Annotated in this window: 15 protein-coding genes; 10 read left to right on the top strand and 5 right to left on the bottom strand. The window is 61.4% G+C overall.

The features are described from left to right. Window positions 1-19 precede the first annotated feature (19 nt). Complete coding sequence (locus DNK10_RS02180; RefSeq protein WP_131190436.1) at window positions 20-1714, bottom strand: L-lactate permease; 1695 nt, start codon at window positions 1712-1714, stop codon at window positions 20-22. A gap of 297 nt (window positions 1715-2011) precedes the next feature. Here DNK10_RS02180 and DNK10_RS02175 point away from each other — a divergent pair, with 297 nt between their 5' ends. Next, window positions 2012-2779 carry a GntR family transcriptional regulator gene (locus DNK10_RS02175; protein WP_131190435.1) on the top strand — a complete coding sequence of 256 codons (768 nt, stop codon included), beginning with the start codon at window positions 2012-2014 and terminating at the stop codon, window positions 2777-2779. 267 nt (window positions 2780-3046) lie between these two features. Here the strand turns inward: DNK10_RS02175 and smpB are convergent, their stop codons facing one another. Then, on the bottom strand, window positions 3047-3529 hold the full coding sequence (gene smpB / locus DNK10_RS02170) for an SsrA-binding protein SmpB (RefSeq protein WP_131190434.1): 483 nt from the start codon (window positions 3527-3529) through the stop codon (window positions 3047-3049). A gap of 205 nt (window positions 3530-3734) precedes the next feature. On the opposite strand from smpB, the gene DNK10_RS02165 reads away from it, so the two are divergent. Both DNK10_RS02165 and DNK10_RS02160 read left to right on the top strand, forming a co-directional pair. Next, window positions 3735-4172: a type II toxin-antitoxin system RatA family toxin gene (locus DNK10_RS02165; protein WP_131178796.1), complete on the top strand. Its 438-nt coding sequence runs from the start codon at window positions 3735-3737 to the stop codon at window positions 4170-4172. Beyond that, a complete protein-coding gene (locus DNK10_RS02160; RefSeq protein WP_131178797.1) occupies window positions 4162-4491 on the top strand; it encodes an RnfH family protein in 330 nt (109 codons plus the stop codon). Before DNK10_RS02165 ends, DNK10_RS02160 begins: the two co-directional genes overlap by 11 nt. Before the next feature lie 91 nt (window positions 4492-4582). On the opposite strand, the gene DNK10_RS02155 is transcribed toward DNK10_RS02160, so the two are convergent. After that, complete coding sequence (locus tag DNK10_RS02155; protein WP_131190433.1) at window positions 4583-5092, bottom strand: outer membrane protein assembly factor BamE; 510 nt, start codon at window positions 5090-5092, stop codon at window positions 4583-4585. 96 nt (window positions 5093-5188) lie between these two features. On the opposite strand from DNK10_RS02155, the gene fur reads away from it, so the two are divergent. Beyond that, window positions 5189-5602 (top strand): ferric iron uptake transcriptional regulator, encoded by a 414-nt coding sequence (gene fur, locus DNK10_RS02150; RefSeq protein ID WP_131178799.1) that lies wholly within the window; start codon window positions 5189-5191, stop codon window positions 5600-5602. Between the two features lie 73 nt (window positions 5603-5675). Here fur and recN read toward each other — a convergent pair whose 3' ends face one another. Continuing rightward, the gene (recN, locus tag DNK10_RS02145; RefSeq protein WP_131190432.1) at window positions 5676-7349 is read right to left on the bottom strand and encodes a DNA repair protein RecN; all 1674 of its coding nucleotides are present in this window, start codon (window positions 7347-7349) and stop codon (window positions 5676-5678) included. A 178-nt stretch (window positions 7350-7527) separates the two neighbouring features. Between recN and grpE the strand changes: the two genes are divergently transcribed. The 5 genes from grpE to DNK10_RS02120 all read left to right on the top strand — a co-directional run bounded on the left by grpE (window position 7528) and on the right by DNK10_RS02120 (window position 13052). Beyond that, window positions 7528-8094, top strand: coding sequence for a nucleotide exchange factor GrpE (gene grpE, locus DNK10_RS02140; RefSeq protein ID WP_131190431.1), 567 nt, complete (start codon window positions 7528-7530; stop codon window positions 8092-8094). A gap of 99 nt (window positions 8095-8193) precedes the next feature. Beyond that, entirely contained in the window at window positions 8194-10113 is a 1920-nt protein-coding gene (dnaK, locus tag DNK10_RS02135) for a molecular chaperone DnaK (RefSeq protein WP_131178802.1), read from the top strand. A 123-nt stretch (window positions 10114-10236) separates the two neighbouring features. After that, window positions 10237-11364 (top strand): molecular chaperone DnaJ, encoded by a 1128-nt coding sequence (dnaJ, locus tag DNK10_RS02130; protein ID WP_131178803.1) that lies wholly within the window; start codon window positions 10237-10239, stop codon window positions 11362-11364. Between the two features lie 85 nt (window positions 11365-11449). Beyond that, window positions 11450-12250, top strand: a complete 801-nt coding sequence (gene dapB / locus DNK10_RS02125; protein ID WP_131190430.1) for a 4-hydroxy-tetrahydrodipicolinate reductase — start codon at window positions 11450-11452, stop codon at window positions 12248-12250. 70 nt (window positions 12251-12320) lie between these two features. After that, complete coding sequence (locus DNK10_RS02120) at window positions 12321-13052, top strand: PmeII family type II restriction endonuclease (protein WP_131190429.1); 732 nt, start codon at window positions 12321-12323, stop codon at window positions 13050-13052. A 10-nt stretch (window positions 13053-13062) separates the two neighbouring features. Here the strand turns inward: DNK10_RS02120 and DNK10_RS02115 are convergent, their stop codons facing one another. Further along, window positions 13063-14466, bottom strand: coding sequence for a DNA cytosine methyltransferase (locus DNK10_RS02115; RefSeq protein WP_131190428.1), 1404 nt, complete (start codon window positions 14464-14466; stop codon window positions 13063-13065). A 259-nt stretch (window positions 14467-14725) separates the two neighbouring features. Between DNK10_RS02115 and carA the strand changes: the two genes are divergently transcribed. Next, window positions 14726-15862: a glutamine-hydrolyzing carbamoyl-phosphate synthase small subunit gene (gene carA, locus DNK10_RS02110; protein WP_131178807.1), complete on the top strand. Its 1137-nt coding sequence runs from the start codon at window positions 14726-14728 to the stop codon at window positions 15860-15862. The last annotated feature ends 11 nt before the right edge of the window (window positions 15863-15873 follow it).

Below are 15873 nucleotides of genomic sequence, written 5' to 3'. Positions count from 1 at the left end.
GCGCGTGAAGGGGCTGCTATCAGTTGGCGACCAGAGGATCGCTGACACCCAGTACATAGATCGCCAGCATCGCGATGATGCCGGTGAACAGCAGGTAATACAGCGTTGGCCAGATGGTCTTGCGCAGCGTGCTGCCTTCGCGGCCGAGCAGGCCGACGGTGGCCGAGGCGGCGACCACGTTGTGGATCGCCACCATGTTGCCGGCGGCTGCACCAATGGCCTGCACGGAGACGATCAGCGCGCTGGATATCCCCAGGCTGCTGGCCACGCCGAACTGGAACTGGCTGAACATCATGTTGCTGACCGTGTTGGAGCCGGCGATGAAGGCACCCAGTGCGCCGATGCTTGGTGCCAGCAGCGGGTAGATGCCGCCAACGCTCTCGGCCACCCAGCCGGCCATGAGAATGGGCATGCTGGCCAGCTCGGCGCCATTGACCCCGGAGTTGATCAGGATGCGCACCATGGGCACGGTGAACAGCAGCACGAAGCCGGCGCTGAGCAGCACGCTGGAGGATTCCTTCACCGCGACGGTCAGTTCGCGAACCTTCATGCCGTGCAGGAAGAAGGTGGCGATAACCACGGTGACCAGGATACCGCCAGGCAGGTAGAGCGGCTGGAAGTTGGCGCTGACGCCGGCCTCGCCCATCAGGTCGGGGAAATTGACCACCACTGCCTTGAGCGCGTTACCGACTTCCGGGAAGACGCGGCTGATTACCAGCAGCGCACCGACCATGACATAGGGCAGCCAGGCTTTCAGGGCGCTCATCGGCTTGGCGGTCAGTTCTTCCAACTTCATCTCCACACTACCCAGCCACTCGCTCGGCCATTTGTCAGCCGGGGCGAAATCCCAGGTGGTCTTGGGCATCAGGAAGCCGGCGCGAGCGGCGCTGGTGACGACGGCCAGGCCGATCAGGCCACCGGCCAGCGAGGGGAACTCGGGGCCGAGGAACACCCCGGTGGCGACGTAGGGCAGGGTGAAGGCCAGGCCGGCGAAGATTGCGAAGGGCAGCACTTCGAAGCCGGCTTTCCAGCTTTTCTCCTGGCCGAAGAAGCGCGTCAGCATCATCACCATGATCAGCGGCATCACGGTGCCGACGATGGCGTGGATGATTGCCACCTGGCTGGTGATCAACTGCAGGAACTGCGCCCAGGACGAGCCTTGCTCCAGTAGTTGGGCGCCGATGGTGGCGGTGTCCAGGCCAGTATTGATCCCTACGATGATCGGTGTACCCACGGCGCCGAAGGATACCGGCGTACTCTGCACCAGCATGCCCAACAGCACTGCTGCCATGGCTGGAAAGCCGATGGCGACCAACAGTGGCGCGGCGATGGCGGCTGGAGTGCCGAAGCCCGAGGCGCCCTCGATGAAGCAACCGAACAGCCAGGCGATAATGATGGCCTGGATGCGCCGGTCAGGACTGATGGTGGCGAAGCCGGCGCGAATGGCAGTGATGCCGCCGGAATGCTTGAGGGTGTTCAGCAGCAAGATGGCGCCGAAGATGATCCACAACAGGCCGATGGTGATCAGCAGGCCCTGCAGGGTGGAAGCCAGTACGCGATTGAAAGTCATATCCCAGGCGAACAGGCCGACCGCAGCAGTCACCAGGTATACCAGCGGCATGGCGTGCTTGGCCGGCCAGCGCAGACCGATCAGCAGAATGGCAGCCAGCAGGATGGGCGAGAATGCCAGCAGGGCGAGGATTCCATTGGACATGGGGTTACTCCGCGGCTAGGCGCACGCGGCGCAGTAGAGGTGATGCGGTATCGGTTAGGTGTGCGGCGCTATAGGGTTTCATGGCGTGACCTCGACGACTCGTTATTTTTATTGGTTCGGATAATTGGTAATACCAATTTACAGAGATGCGGGCTCAGATTAAGAGGCGCTTGGATGCTCTGTCAAATCGCGATGCTTGGACTTTGGTCGTAGAATGGTCGCTTGTTCCCCGATGATGAGCGCTATAGGCTTGTGCCACGGGGCTTGCGGCCTGGTCGAAGCAATGGAGAGTATGGGATGGAGGTAGGGCTGGTGCGGCAACGTCGTCTATCGGACGACATCGTCGCGCAACTGGAAACCATGATTCTCGAGGGCACCCTGCGTGCTGGCGAGAGGCTGCCCGCCGAACGTGCCTTGGCCGAGCAATTCGGTGTCTCTCGGCCATCGCTGCGCGAGGCGATCCAGAAGCTGGTAGCCAAGGGGTTGCTGGTCAGCCGCCAGGGGGGCGGCAACTATGTCGTTGAGTCCCTCGGCTCGACCTTCAGCGACCCGTTGATGCAGTTGCTGGAAAGCAATACCGATGCCCAACGTGATCTTCTCGAGTTCCGCCATACGCTGGAAGGTTCTTGCGCTTACTACGCCGCACTACGCGCGACGGATATTGATCGCGGGCGCCTGGCCGAGGCGTTCGACAGGTTGCAGGACTGCTACGGACGTGTCGGCGAAGTGACCCGTGCCGAGGAGGGGGCCGCCGATGCGAATTTCCACCTGGCAATTGCCGAGGCCAGCCACAATGCGGTGTTGCTGCATACCATCCGTGGCCTGTTCGACCTGCTCAAGCGCAACGTGGTAACCAACATCGGCGGTATGTACGCCTTGCGCGGCGATACGCGCGGCATGCTGATGGCGCAGCACCGGGCGCTCTATGACGCGATCATGCAGGGGCGTGCCGAGGATGCGCGGGCGCTCTCCAACCAGCATATCGATTACGTGCAGGAGGTGCTTGCGGATGTGCTGCAGCAGGAAGTTCGTGAACTGCGCGCGCAGCGGCGGCAGGGGCTTTAGGGCAGCCACAAGCGGCAAGTAGGAACAGGACGCCCGTAGGGTGGGTTGGCGCCGCCGGGCGTCGAACGATCAGGCAGCGCAATCGTGGAGCGCCGCGTAACCCACCAGGCGATATCCGGCATTGCGTCAATGGAGGGTTACGGCGCCACGCGGATCGGAGCGTTCATAAAAGGTTGCGTTAGGCGCCTAACCCACCCTGCGGATGGGTCGGGTAGGTTAAGAGTGTATGCCGCCGACGGGCTTGCAGCTTGAGGCTTGCCGCTGCTTCTATTCGTCCTTGCCCTTGCTGCGCATGGCGCGTTGTACTTCGCGGTCGGCGTCGCGTTCTTTCTCGGTGTGGCGCTTGTCGAAATCCTTCTTGCCCTTGGCCAGAGCGATTTCGCATTTCACCAGATGCTTCTTCCAGTACAGGGACAGGGCGACGCAGGTGTAACCCTTCTGCTGCACGGAACCGAACAGCTTTTCCAGCTCGCGCTTGTTCAGCAGCAGCTTGCGCGTGCGTGTCGGGTCGGCGATGACGTGGGTGCTGGCGGTTTTCAGCGGCGTGATGTGGCAACCCATCAGCCAGGCTTCGTCGTCTTTGAGCAGCACGTAGCTGTCGACCAGTTGGGCCTTGCCGGCGCGCAGACTTTTCACTTCCCAGCCGGACAGAGCCAGGCCGGCTTCGAAGCGTTGCTCGACGAAGTAGTCGTGCATCGCTTTCTTGTTCTGCGCGATGCTGCCTTGCGGATGTTTCGTTTGTTTAGCCATAGGCGGCGCATTATATGGAGTATGGCGGCGGTGCGCCATGCATCCTCACGCTAAAACCGCTGCGGCAGCGGTACGCTTGAGCCCTCCGGGTGAATCCTCGACAATGTGGGCGCTTCTCGCCTTGTGGTCGATGCCTGTTTGCATGCCGTATCGCCCTGCGCCGTCGCGGTAATGCGATGTCGCCAACCGTGGAAATCCAATTGTTATGAGCACTCACATTCAACGCTCGGCCTTGCTGCCTTACCCGGCACAAGCGCTGTATGACCTGGTCAACGATGTTGCGCGCTATCCGGAGTTTCTGCCCTGGTGCGCCTCGAGCGAGGTCATCGAGGTCAGCGACACGCATATGCGCGCCAGCCTGGAAGTGGCCAAGGCCGGATTGAGCCAGCGCTTTACCACCAGCAATGTGCTGGTGCCTGGTCAGTTGATCGAGTTGAATCTGGAGAGCGGCCCATTCGAGCACCTGCATGGGCAGTGGACATTCAAGGCGCTGGGCGACAAGGCCTGCAAGATCAGCCTGGATCTGACTTTCGATTACGCCGGCCCGATCATGCGCGCGACCCTTGGCCCGCTGTTCAATCAGGCGGCCAATACCATGGTCGATGCGTTCTGTCTGCGGGCCAAGGAACTCCATGGCCAGTGAGTGGGTGTCGGTCGAAGTGGTCTTCGCCGCTCCTGACAGGCAGTTGCTGATTAAGCTGCAATTGCCGTCCGGCAGCACTGTACGCCAGGCTGCGCTGCAGTCTGGTCTGCAGGATCATTTCCCTGATATCGATCTGGCTGGCGCGCCACTGGGGATATTCGGCAAGGCCGTGGTCTCGCCTGAAGCCCGCGTGCTCGAAGAGGGTGATCGCGTGGAAATTTATCGCCCGCTGCTCGCAGACCCCAAGGATGTCCGCAAGCGTCGTGCTGCTCAGGCCGTCGAGCGGGCAAAGCTGGCAGGCGACGCCGGCAAGCGCTGAGCGAGAGGCATGAGGGTAGAGCCGTGCGGCTCTACGCAGGCATCAACAAAAAGCCCCGGCATTGGCCAGGGCTTTTTTATGGAGGCGTGCCTTACTGGGGAGAGGTTTCCAGTGGCTCTGGTGTCGGTACCGGTACGGTTTCGACGTCATCCACATCGCGCTGGATCTGCTCGAGCAGCGAGCCGGGAGCGGCGGGCTCTTCCTGCTGCTGAGTCGGTGCGGTCTGTGGAGCGCCATCGCGGCCCAGGATCGCATCGTCACGGCTGACACCGGGCACGAAGTCGCCGGACAGACCGACCAGCTGATCCTCGCCGTTGAATATCACGCTTACGCGCTCCTGCTGACGCTGACTGCCGCCGGCCTGCATGCTGTACAGGTAATCCCAGCGATTGGCGCGGAAGGTGTCGGTCAGCAGAGGATTGCCCATGATAAACCGCACTTGACGTCGGGTCATTCCCGGCCTCAACTGGTCTATCATGTCCTGCGTGACGACATTGCCCTGTTGGATGTCGATTTTATAAACCCCGGGGAATGAGCAACCGGCGAGTGCGATGAGCCCCATGAACATGAGGCTGGTCAGCAGGAGTTTGGTTTTTTGCATCGGTGCGCGTCTTCCACTATCTTGGCTGGGCAACGTAAACCCCGATCATACCCGCAATAAGGGAAGCTGCGAAGCGCTTCCGCGAGAAAGCAGACCATGGTTGAAAATAGCGAACTCCGCAAAGCTGGCCTGAAAGTGACCCTGCCACGGGTCAAAATCCTGCAGATGCTCGACTCTGCTGAGCAGCGTCACATGAGTGCAGAAGATGTCTACAAGTCCCTGATGGACGCCGGTGAAGATGTCGGTCTGGCTACTGTGTACCGGGTTCTGACCCAGTTCGAAGCGGCCGGTCTGGTGGTACGCCACAACTTCGATGGCGGCCATGCCGTCTTCGAGTTGGCCGATGGTGGTCACCACGATCATATGGTGTGCGTGGATACCGGCGACGTGATCGAGTTTTTCGATGCCGAAATCGAAAGACGTCAGAAGGAAATCGTTCGTGAGCACGGTTTCGAGCTGGTGGATCACAACCTGGTTCTGTACGTGCGCACCACCGGTGCTCAAAAGTAAGTACGGCCAGTAGTGAAAAAGGCGACCCTGGGTCGCCTTTTTCATGCCTGCCATAAAATGGTGGCTGAATTGCCTAACCTTGCGCGTTACTGACCAGCTTGCGGGCGTGAGCCAGTGACTCTTCGGTGAGGTCGATGCCGCCGAGCATGCGGGCAATTTCTTCCACCCGCTGGGCATCGCTCAGTTTGCTGACCGCGGTGCGGGTGGCATTGTTGGCGCGCACCTTGTGCACGAACAGGTGCTGGTGACCCTGGGCCGCGACCTGGGGTAGGTGAGTGACGGTGAGTACCTGGCCGCGCTCGCCCAGGCGACGCAGTAGCTGGCCGACGACTTCGGCGGTGGGGCCGCCGATGCCCACGTCCACTTCGTCGAACACCAGTGTCGGTACGCGCGACGTCTGTGCCGTGATCACCTGGATCGCCAGGCTGATACGCGACAGCTCGCCACCGGACGCGACCTTGGCCAGTGCCTTGATCGGTTGCCCCGGGTTGGCGCTGACCAGGAACTCCACCTGCTCCAGGCCGTTGGCGTTTGGTTCGCCGCTGGCATTTTCCTGTAGCTGGATGCTGAAACGTCCGCCGGGCATACCCAGCGCCTGCATTTCCTTTTCCACTGCCTTACCCAGTTTGCCTGCCGCCTTTTGTCGGCGGGCGCTCAGTTCTGCGGCCTTTTCCTGGTAATGCCGGCCATAAGCCGCCAGCTCTTCGCTCAGGCGTTCCGTGGCCTGGTCATCGGCATTCAGGTCTTCCAGTTCGTCGAACAACTGTTGCTGCATGGCGGGCAGTTCACTGGGGTGAATGCGATGCTTGCGGGCCAGGGTGTAGATGGTGTCCAGGCGCTCTTCCAGTTGTTGCTGGCGCTCGGGGTCGGCCTCGAAATGGTCGAGAAAGCGGTTCAGCTCACCCACCGCTTCTTCGACCTGGATCTGCGCGCTGGCCAGCAGGTTGGCAGCTTCGTTGAGCGCACCCGGCTGGCCCTGGACGCCGCTGAGTCGGCTCAGGCTGCTGGTCAGGGCGGACAGTACGTTGCCGGCATCGCTCTCGCTGCATTGTTCGATAACCTGACGGCAGGCGGCGAGCAGGCCTTCGGCATTGGTCAGGGCCTTGTGATCCTGTTCGAGTTGCTCCAGTTCATTGTCGCCGAGCCCCAGGTTCTCCAGCTCTTCCAGTTGATAGCTGAGCAGTTGATGGCGCGCGCGCTGCTCATCGCCCTGGGAGGCGAGGCGTTCGAGTTCGCTGCGGGTCTGCTTCCAGCGCTGCGCGGCCAGGTGCACCTGGCGGGCCAGCTCCTGGGCATTGGCATACTCGTCGAGCAGGCGGCGATGGGTATCGGCCTTGAGCAGGGACTGATGTTCATGCTGGCTGTGGATGTCGATCAGCAGCTCGCCCAGCGCCTTGAGGTCGCCGAGCGGGCAGGGCGTGCCATTGATGTAGCCACGCGAGCGGCCTTCGGCGGTGATTACGCGGCGCAGAATGCACGGGCCGTCATTGTCCAGATCGCGCTCGGCGAGCCAGGTGTGGGCTTCGGGGATGTCGGCCAGGTCGAAGCTGGCGAGAATGTCGGCCTTGTCGGCACCGGGTCGCACTACGCCGCTGTCCGCGCGATCGCCCAGGGTCAGGCCGAGGGCATCGAGCATGATCGATTTGCCGGCGCCGGTTTCGCCGCTGATGACGCTCATGCCGCGATCCAGTTCCAGATCGAGGTGTTCGACGATGGCGTAATTGTGTACGGACAGGTGCACCAGCATGGCGGGGCCTCCCAGAATTTTGTCTGGTTATTTATACAGTGTTTTGTTCGTGGGTGGCAATCCTGTGTCTTCTGTAGCGCTGTGATGTGGTCGCGCCCCTTGAAACCCTACAAATCGTCCTTATATAGGCGGCAGACGCGCGAGTTGAGGCTCGTCGAATCATTTAGAGGAGAAATGCATGGCTGACGAACAGAACCTGGATCCGCAGACTCCCGAGGCTGAAGCGAATGACGCTGCGCTGAGTGACGACCTGGCTGCTCGCGTGCAAACGCTGGAAGAGCAACTGGCGGCTGCGCAGGATCAGTCGCTGCGCATGGCTGCCGATCTGCAGAACGTGCGCCGCCGCGCTGAGCAGGATGTCGAGAAGGCGCACAAATTCGCCCTCGAGAAATTCGCCAACGACCTGTTGCCGGTGGTGGATAGCCTGGAGCGTGGTCTCGAGCTGTCCAGTGCCGACGACGAGTCGATCAAGGCGGTACGCGAAGGTATGGAGCTGACGCTCAAGTTGCTGCTCGACACCCTCAAGCGTCATCAACTGGAAGCCATCGACCCGCATGGTGCGCCGTTCAATCCGGAGCACCATCAGGCCATGGCCCTACAGGAAAGCACCAATGTCGAGCCCAACAGCGTGCTCAAGGTGTTCCAGAAGGGCTATATGCTCAACGGTCGCCTGCTGCGTCCGGCCATGGTCGTGGTCAGCAAGGCACCGGCCGAAACGCCGCCGTCCATCGACGAGCAGGCTTGAAATCGGCCAGCGAGCCCCCATTTAGTAAGTCAAGCGTATTAGTGCTACCGCAGCAGTCACGACACCGCTGCGGATATATCAAAGTTTCGGGAGAGTGAAATGGGCAAAATCATCGGTATCGACCTGGGGACCACCAACTCCTGCGTCTCCATTCTTGAAAACGGTAACGTCAAAGTCATCGAAAACGCCGAAGGCGCGCGCACCACGCCGTCGATCATCGCTTACGCCAACGATGGCGAGATTCTGGTCGGCCAGTCCGCCAAGCGTCAGGCCGTGACCAACCCGCACAACACCCTGTATGCGGTGAAGCGTCTGATCGGCCGTCGCTTCGACGAAGAAGTCGTACAGAAAGACATCCAGATGGTTCCGTACAAGATCGCCAAGGCGGACAACGGCGACGCCTGGGTCGAAGTCAACGGCCAGAAGATGGCGCCGCCGCAAATCTCGGCTGAAATCCTCAAGAAGATGAAGAAGACCGCCGAAGACTACCTCGGCGAAGCGGTCACCGAAGCGGTGATCACCGTTCCGGCCTACTTCAACGACAGCCAGCGTCAGGCTACCAAGGATGCCGGTCGCATCGCCGGTCTGGACGTCAAGCGCATCATCAACGAGCCGACTGCGGCTGCGCTGGCCTATGGCATGGACAAGGCCAAGGGCGACCACACCGTGATCGTCTATGACCTGGGCGGCGGTACCTTCGACGTGTCGGTGATCGAGATCGCTGAAGTCGATGGCGAGCACCAGTTCGAAGTACTGGCCACCAACGGTGACACCTTCCTCGGTGGCGAGGACTTCGACATCCGCCTGATCGACTACCTGGTCGACGAGTTCAAGAAAGAAACCGGCATGAACCTCAAGGGCGACCCGCTGGCCATGCAGCGCCTCAAGGAAGCTGCCGAGAAGGCCAAGATCGAGCTGTCCTCGAGCCAGCAGACCGACGTCAACCTGCCGTACATCACTGCAGATGCCACCGGTCCCAAGCACCTGAACGTGAAGATCTCCCGCGCCAAGCTGGAATCGCTGGTCGAGGATCTGGTGCAGCGCACCATCGAGCCTTGCCGCATCGCGCTGAAAGATGCCGGTATCGACGTTGCCTCGATCAACGACGTGATCCTGGTCGGCGGTCAGACCCGCATGCCGCTGGTACAGAAGCTGGTCACCGAGTTCTTCGGTAAGGAAGCACGCAAGGACGTCAACCCGGACGAAGCCGTGGCCATGGGCGCTGCCATTCAGGGCGCGGTTCTGGCTGGCGACGTCAAGGACGTACTGCTGCTCGACGTTTCCCCGCTGACCCTGGGTATCGAAACCATGGGCGGGGTGATGACCGCGCTGATCGAGAAGAACACCACCATCCCGACCAAGAAGTCGCAGGTGTTCTCCACCGCCGACGACAACCAGAGCGCCGTGACCATTCACGTGCTGCAGGGTGAGCGTAAGCAGGCGGGTCAGAACAAGTCCCTGGGCAAGTTCGACCTGGCCGAGATTCCGCCGGCTCCACGCGGCGTACCGCAGATCGAAGTGACCTTCGATATCGATGCCAACGGCATCCTGCACGTCGGCGCGAAGGACAAGGCGACTGGCAAGACTCAGTCGATCGTGATCAAGGCCAACTCCGGTCTGTCCGATGACGAGATCGAGCGCATGGTGCGCGACGCCGAGGCCAATGCCGAGGAAGACCGCAAGTTCGAAGAACTGGCCACTGCCCGTAACCAGGGTGATCAGCTGGTTCACGCCACGCGCAAGATGCTCACCGAAGCGGGCGACAAGGCCACTGCGGACGAGAAAGCGGCCATCGAAACTGCGTTGGGCGAGCTGGAAGTTGCCGTCAGAGGCGACGACAAGGCTGCCATCGAAGCGAAGATGAATGCCCTGTCCGAGGCGACCACGCCGCTGGCGCAGAAAATGTATGCCGAACAGCCGCAGCCAGGTGCTGCCGACGCGACGGATGCCGGCGAAACCAAAGGCTCTGCGGACGACGTGGTCGACGCCGAGTTCGAGGAAGTCAAGGACAACAAGTAAGCCCCGGCTTGCCTGTGTTTGCGCCCTGCCGCACTGCTGTGCGACAGGGCGATCCGCCGCGCGGGGGCTTGCTCCCGCGTTGGCGTGTCTGGACGGTACGAATTTTGAGAGTGTTAGAAACCAATGTCTAAACGTGACTACTACGAAGTGCTCGGGGTCGAGCGCGGTGCCAGTGAGGCGGAGCTGAAGAAGGCATACCGTCGCCTGGCGATGAAGCATCACCCCGATCGCAACCCCGGCGACAAGGCTGCCGAAGACGCCTTCAAGGAGGCCAACGAGGCCTACGAAGTGCTGTCCGATGCGGGCAAGCGCAGCGCTTACGATCAGTACGGTCATGCCGGTGTCGACCCGCAAATGGGTGGCGGTGGCGGCTTTGGCGGCGCAAGTGCCAACTTCTCCGATATCTTCGGCGACGTGTTCAGCGATTTCTTCGGTGGCCAGCGTGGCGGGCAGCGCGGCGGTGCGCAGCGCGGCAGTGACCTGCGTTATACCCTGGAGCTGGATCTCGAAGAGGCGGTGCGTGGCACCACGGTGACCATTCGTGTGCCGACCCTGGTCAACTGCAAGGTCTGCGAAGGCTCTGGCGCGAAGAAGGGTACCAGCCCGGTTACCTGTACCACCTGCGGCGGCATCGGCCAGGTGCGCATGCAGCAGGGCTTCTTCTCGGTGCAGCAGACCTGCCCGCGCTGCCACGGCAGTGGCAAGATGATCACCGACCCTTGTGGTTCCTGCCACGGCCACGGCCGTGTCGAAGAGCACAAGACACTGTCGGTCAAGGTGCCGGCTGGCGTCGATACCGGCGACCGTATTCGTCTGTCCGGCGAGGGCGAGGCGGGCACCATGGGTGGCCCTGCGGGCGATCTGTACGTGGTGGTCAACGTGCGTGAGCACGCGATCTTCCAGCGTGACGGCAAGCACCTGTACTGCGAAGTACCGATCAGCTTTGCCGATGCGGCGCTGGGCGGCGAACTGGAAGTGCCGACCCTTGACGGTCGGGTCAAGCTGAAGATCCCGGAAGGTACTCAGACCGGCAAGCTGTTCCGTCTGCGCGGCAAGGGCGTGGCCCCGGTGCGTGGCGGTGGCGCAGGCGACCTGATGTGCAAGGTGGCGGTGGAAACGCCGATCAACCTGGATCGTCGTCAGCGCGAGCTGCTCGATGAGTTCCGTCAGTCCCTGGCGGGCAACAGTTCTCACTCGCCCAAGGCCAACGGCTGGTTCGAAGGCGTCAAGCGCTTCTTCGGCGATCTCTGAAACCAGCCGCAAGCTGCAAGACCCGGGCAACCAGAAGTGGTGCGCTTGGCTTGTAGCTTGAGGCTTGCAGCTTGGAGCTGTTTTTATGCGTATTGCAGTGACAGGCGCCGCCGGGCGCATGGGCAAATACCTGATCGAAGCCGTGCAGCAAGCCGAAGGCGCCAGCCTTGGTGCTGCGCTGGCGCGCCCTGAAAGCACGCTGCTGGGGGCTGATGCTGGCGAGCTGGCGGCTGTCGGCAAGCTGGGTGTGGCGCTGTCCGGAAACCTGGAAAGCGTGCTCGATCAGTTCGACGTACTGATCGACTTCACCCATCCCTCGGTGACCCTGAAGAATCTTGAAATCTGCCGTCAGGCAGGCAAGGCGATGGTGATAGGTACCACGGGTTTCAGTGCGGCCGAAAAGCAACTGCTGGTCGATGCGGGCAAGGAGATTCCAATCGTCTTCGCCGCCAACTTCAGTGTTGGCGTCAACCTTTGCCTGAAGCTGCTGGATACCGCGGCCCGGGTGTTGGGGGACGACGTGGATATCGAGGTGCTCGAAGCCCATCACCGCCACAAGGTCGATGCGCCGTCCGGTACGGCACTGCGCATGGGCGAAGTCGTCGCCAATGCCCTGGGGCGTGATCTCGAGAAGGTCGCGGTCTATGGTCGTGAAGGCCAGACTGGCGCCCGCGCTCGAGAAACCATCGGCTTCGCCACCGTGCGTGCCGGCGATGTGGTCGGTGAGCACACCGTGCTGTTCGCTGCCGACGGCGAGCGCGTGGAAATTACCCACAAGGCATCCAGCCGCATGACCTTCGCCAAGGGCGCCGTACGCGCGGCCTCCTGGTTGCGCGAGCGTTCCGCGGGTCTGTACGACATGCAGGATGTACTTGGTCTGAAGTGACCGTGATGCGGATGGGGCCACTGGCGCTATCCGTTGTCATGCGCAAGTCTCGTGAGCAAGGATGTCGGCGATGAGTCCGTTGAACCTCAATGATGTGGCGCGTTACGTCGAGCTGAATATTGGTGCCTTTCACCAGAAGCGTATCGCCAGCCTCGGGCGGCTCAAGCTCAAGGATGTGCTCAAGCGCAAGAACCCTTACATGTATCGCGCCAAGCACGTCCTCACTGCGGAACAGATCATTCGCGGGATCGTCGACGCGCATATTTCCTCCAATGAAGAGACCCTGTTCGGCGACTGGCTCGAGGGGCTGGCGATCTTCATCAATGGTCAGGTCTATGGCGGCTGGAAGTCCGGAATCACCGGCGTCGACCTGGAGTTCGACAACGAGGGTTTGCGTTACATCGTGGCGATCAAGTCCGGGCCTAACTGGGGCAATAGCTCGCAGATCGGTCAGATGAAAAGCAATTTTCTCACCGCCCAGCGCACCCTGCGTACGGGCAACTCGGGGCTGCAGGTGGTTGCGGTCAATGGTTGTTGCTACGGGCGCGACAACAATCCTGACAAGGGCGGCTATTTCAAGTACTGCGGTCAGCGCTTCTGGGCGTTCATTGCGGGTGATGAGAATCTTTATTTGGAGCTGATCGAGCCGCTGGGCTTCAAGGCCCGCGAGCGCAACGACGAGTTCGCCGAGAGCTACGGGCAGATGATCAACAAGTTCACCCGGGAATTCACCCTTGAGTTCTGCGATGAACAGGGTGCGATCGATTGGGCGCGCTTGCTGCGTTTCAACTCCGAAGCCTGAGCGCCTGGGGCTAGCTGATTGCCAGTTCCAATTGCGCCTTGCGTCGCTGCTGTTCGAAGGCTTTCAGCCATTCCTCGTGGCAGGTCGCCTGGTAGCGCGAGAACTTGAAAGGGCTCGGCGCAGGGCGAGCCTTGCCAGCGAGCAAGTCGCGCAACAAGACGCCGACAGCGTGGCCGAGGCTCACCGGTACCGCGTTGCCGACCTGCTTGTACTGCTGGATCAGCGGCCCTGCCAGTTGCCAATCGTCCGGAAATTCCTGAATGCGCTTGTACTCCTGGATCGACAGCGGACGATCTTCCTGTGGGTGTGCCAGATCCGTGGCGGGCATCGCTGGGTGAGTGACCAGTGTTGGCGAGGGTTTGTCCCAGGCCAATCGACGCAGGAAGCCGGTCTTGCCGCCGCCGGAGAAGTAGGACTTGCCCATCGCCTCGCGCTGCAGATCCTCTGGCAGGTTGCGCCAGTTCTGCCCAGCCTCGAGCTGGCGGTAATAGCGCAGGCGTTTTTCCGGGAAATTCAGGTGGGTGTGGCTGCTCAGGCCCTCCAGCGCCTGCCGTACCGTGCGCCAGGCGGGTAACCCCAGCGCGCCGTTCTCGCTGTGGGTTGGCGTCATGAAGGGTGCGGTTTGTCCATCTCGCGAGCAGATGATGATGACCCGCTCGCGCACTTGCGGGGTGCCGAAGTTTGCCGAGTTGTACAGGTTGAACGAGCAGGCGTAGCCCGCACTGCGCAGCTTGCTGAGCACGAAGTTCAGTGCGCCGCCTTTCATCTCGTCCAGCGAAAGATCTGGGAAATCCGCGCCGCGTTGGTCGTGAGGGCGATGATCCATGGGGCAGGAGAGCAGGCCGCGGACGTTTTCGATAACGATGAATGGCGGGCGAATCTCCAGCGCCAGGTCGATGTACTTGAGAAAGGCGTTGCCGCGCTGGTCATTGAAGGCCTTGCGCTTGCCGGCGGTGCTGAAGGCCTGGCAGGGCGGGCCTCCGACTATCACGTCGACCTCATTGGCCGCTGCGCCAGCGGCTTCCAGTACCTGCTCGGCTGAGCAGGTGTTGATATCGCCGAGCAGTGCGGTGTCCGGACGGTTCAGGGCGATGGTCTGGCGGCAGTACTTGTCCGACTCGCAGGCCAGGCGAATATCGAAGCCGGCTTTCTCCAGGCCCAGATCCAGGCCCATGGCGCCGGAAAAGAAGCTCAGGGCGATGGGGTTGCCGCTCTGGCGCTGCCGCGCCGGGTGATCGTGTGCAAGCATATGGGCCGTTTTCAAACCGTAGTGGGTGACGCTGAGTGGGTCGATGATCCAGCTGCTACCGATCTTTTCGGCGGCCAGCTCGCCGTTTCGGCACAGGGTTCTCACGCGCTGTACGCTGATCTTCAGTGCGGCCGCGGTGGCTGTAATACTGAGGTGGGTACTCATTTAGAGTTTCCCTGCCGAAACCTGTAGGAAGTACCGAATTTTACGGCCAGGGGATGGTGTGTCAATTCGCGTTGGATCGGATGTTAAGTTTTTCCCTGGTTATGGCTTTCGAAAAACCGGGTTTTCCTGTAAGCTTTTCGCTTTAGTGTGTCCACTAAAAGTTGCGCAGAATGAATCAATCAAAAAAGCGGGATGACCTTCACACGTCATCCCGCTTTTTTACAATCTGCGTTCGCTCCACGATCTACGGGAGGTCTTCTTGAGTAAGCCAGCCATACTCGCCCTTGCTGACGGCAGCATTTTTCGCGGCGAGGCCATCGGGGCCGATGGCCAGACTATCGGAGAGGTGGTGTTCAACACCGCCATGACCGGCTATCAGGAAATTCTCACCGATCCTTCCTATGCCCAGCAGATCGTCACCCTGACGTATCCGCATATCGGTAATACCGGCACCACCCCAGAGGACGCCGAGTCGAATCGCGTCTGGGCTGCCGGCCTGATCATCCGTGACTTGCCGCTGACCGCCAGCAACTGGCGCAACAAGCAGTCCTTGCAGGATTACCTCAAGGAAAACGGCACAGTCGCCATCGCCGGTATCGATACCCGCCGCTTGACTCGCATTCTGCGCGAGAAAGGTTCGCAGAACGGCTGCATCCTGGTCGGTGCTGATGCCACCGAGGAAAAAGCCCTCGAACTGGCGCGTGGCTTCCCGGGCCTCAAAGGCATGGATCTGGCCAAGGAAGTCAGCTGCACCGAGCGCTATGAGTGGCGTTCCAGCGTGTGGGATCTGAAGGATGACAGCCATCCCGAGATCGCCGCCAGCGAGCTGCCTTACCACGTGGTCGCCTACGATTATGGTGTCAAGCTGAACATCCTGCGCATGCTGGTCGCGCGTGGCTGCCGCCTGACCGTGGTGCCGGCGCAGACTCCGGCCAAGGACGTGCTGGCGCTCAACCCCGATGGCGTATTCCTGTCCAATGGCCCTGGCGACCCCGAGCCTTGCGATTACGCGATCCAGGCGATCAAGGACGTGCTGGAAACCGACATCCCGGTATTCGGCATCTGCCTCGGCCATCAGTTGCTGGCCCTGGCCTCCGGCGCCAAGACCGTGAAGATGGGAACTGGCCACCATGGTGCCAACCACCCGGTTCAGGATCTGGATACCGGCGTGGTGATGATCACCAGCCAGAACCACGGATTCGCCGTCGACGAGGCGACCCTGCCGAGCAATCTGCGCGCGATCCACAAGTCGCTGTTCGACGGCACCCTGCAGGGCATCGAGCGTACCGACAAGGACGCCTTCAGCTTCCAGGGGCACCCCGAGGCCAGCCCGGGCCCGAACGATGTCGCTCCGCTGTTCGACCGCTTCATCGAAGCCATGGCCAAACGCCGCTAAGCCCGCCGACT

The sequence above is a fragment of the Phytopseudomonas daroniae genome (genome assembly GCF_004327275.1).
Taxonomy (GTDB): domain Bacteria; phylum Pseudomonadota; class Gammaproteobacteria; order Pseudomonadales; family Pseudomonadaceae; genus Aquipseudomonas; species Aquipseudomonas daroniae.
Note: the sequence above shows the minus strand (reverse complement) of the source record. Positions and strands in the feature narration are given on the sequence as shown.

Bases quoted from the DNA above. Each gene is read 5' to 3' on its own strand.
- DNK10_RS02180 (WP_131190436.1), bottom strand. From the start codon at position 1,714: ATGTCCAATGGAATCCTCGCCCTGCTGGCATTCTCGCCCATCCTGCTG.
- DNK10_RS02175 (WP_131190435.1), top strand. From the start codon at position 2,012: ATGGAGGTAGGGCTGGTGCGGCAACGTCGTCTATCGGACGACATCGTC.
- smpB (WP_131190434.1), bottom strand. From the start codon at position 3,529: ATGGCTAAACAAACGAAACATCCGCAAGGCAGCATCGCGCAGAACAAG.
- DNK10_RS02165 (WP_131178796.1), top strand. From the start codon at position 3,735: ATGAGCACTCACATTCAACGCTCGGCCTTGCTGCCTTACCCGGCACAA.
- DNK10_RS02160 (WP_131178797.1), top strand. From the start codon at position 4,162: ATGGCCAGTGAGTGGGTGTCGGTCGAAGTGGTCTTCGCCGCTCCTGAC.
- DNK10_RS02155 (WP_131190433.1), bottom strand. From the start codon at position 5,092: ATGCAAAAAACCAAACTCCTGCTGACCAGCCTCATGTTCATGGGGCTC.
- fur (WP_131178799.1), top strand. From the start codon at position 5,189: ATGGTTGAAAATAGCGAACTCCGCAAAGCTGGCCTGAAAGTGACCCTG.
- recN (WP_131190432.1), bottom strand. From the start codon at position 7,349: ATGCTGGTGCACCTGTCCGTACACAATTACGCCATCGTCGAACACCTC.
- grpE (WP_131190431.1), top strand. From the start codon at position 7,528: ATGGCTGACGAACAGAACCTGGATCCGCAGACTCCCGAGGCTGAAGCG.
- dnaK (WP_131178802.1), top strand. From the start codon at position 8,194: ATGGGCAAAATCATCGGTATCGACCTGGGGACCACCAACTCCTGCGTC.
- dnaJ (WP_131178803.1), top strand. From the start codon at position 10,237: ATGTCTAAACGTGACTACTACGAAGTGCTCGGGGTCGAGCGCGGTGCC.
- dapB (WP_131190430.1), top strand. From the start codon at position 11,450: ATGCGTATTGCAGTGACAGGCGCCGCCGGGCGCATGGGCAAATACCTG.
- DNK10_RS02120 (WP_131190429.1), top strand. From the start codon at position 12,321: ATGAGTCCGTTGAACCTCAATGATGTGGCGCGTTACGTCGAGCTGAAT.
- DNK10_RS02115 (WP_131190428.1), bottom strand. From the start codon at position 14,466: ATGAGTACCCACCTCAGTATTACAGCCACCGCGGCCGCACTGAAGATC.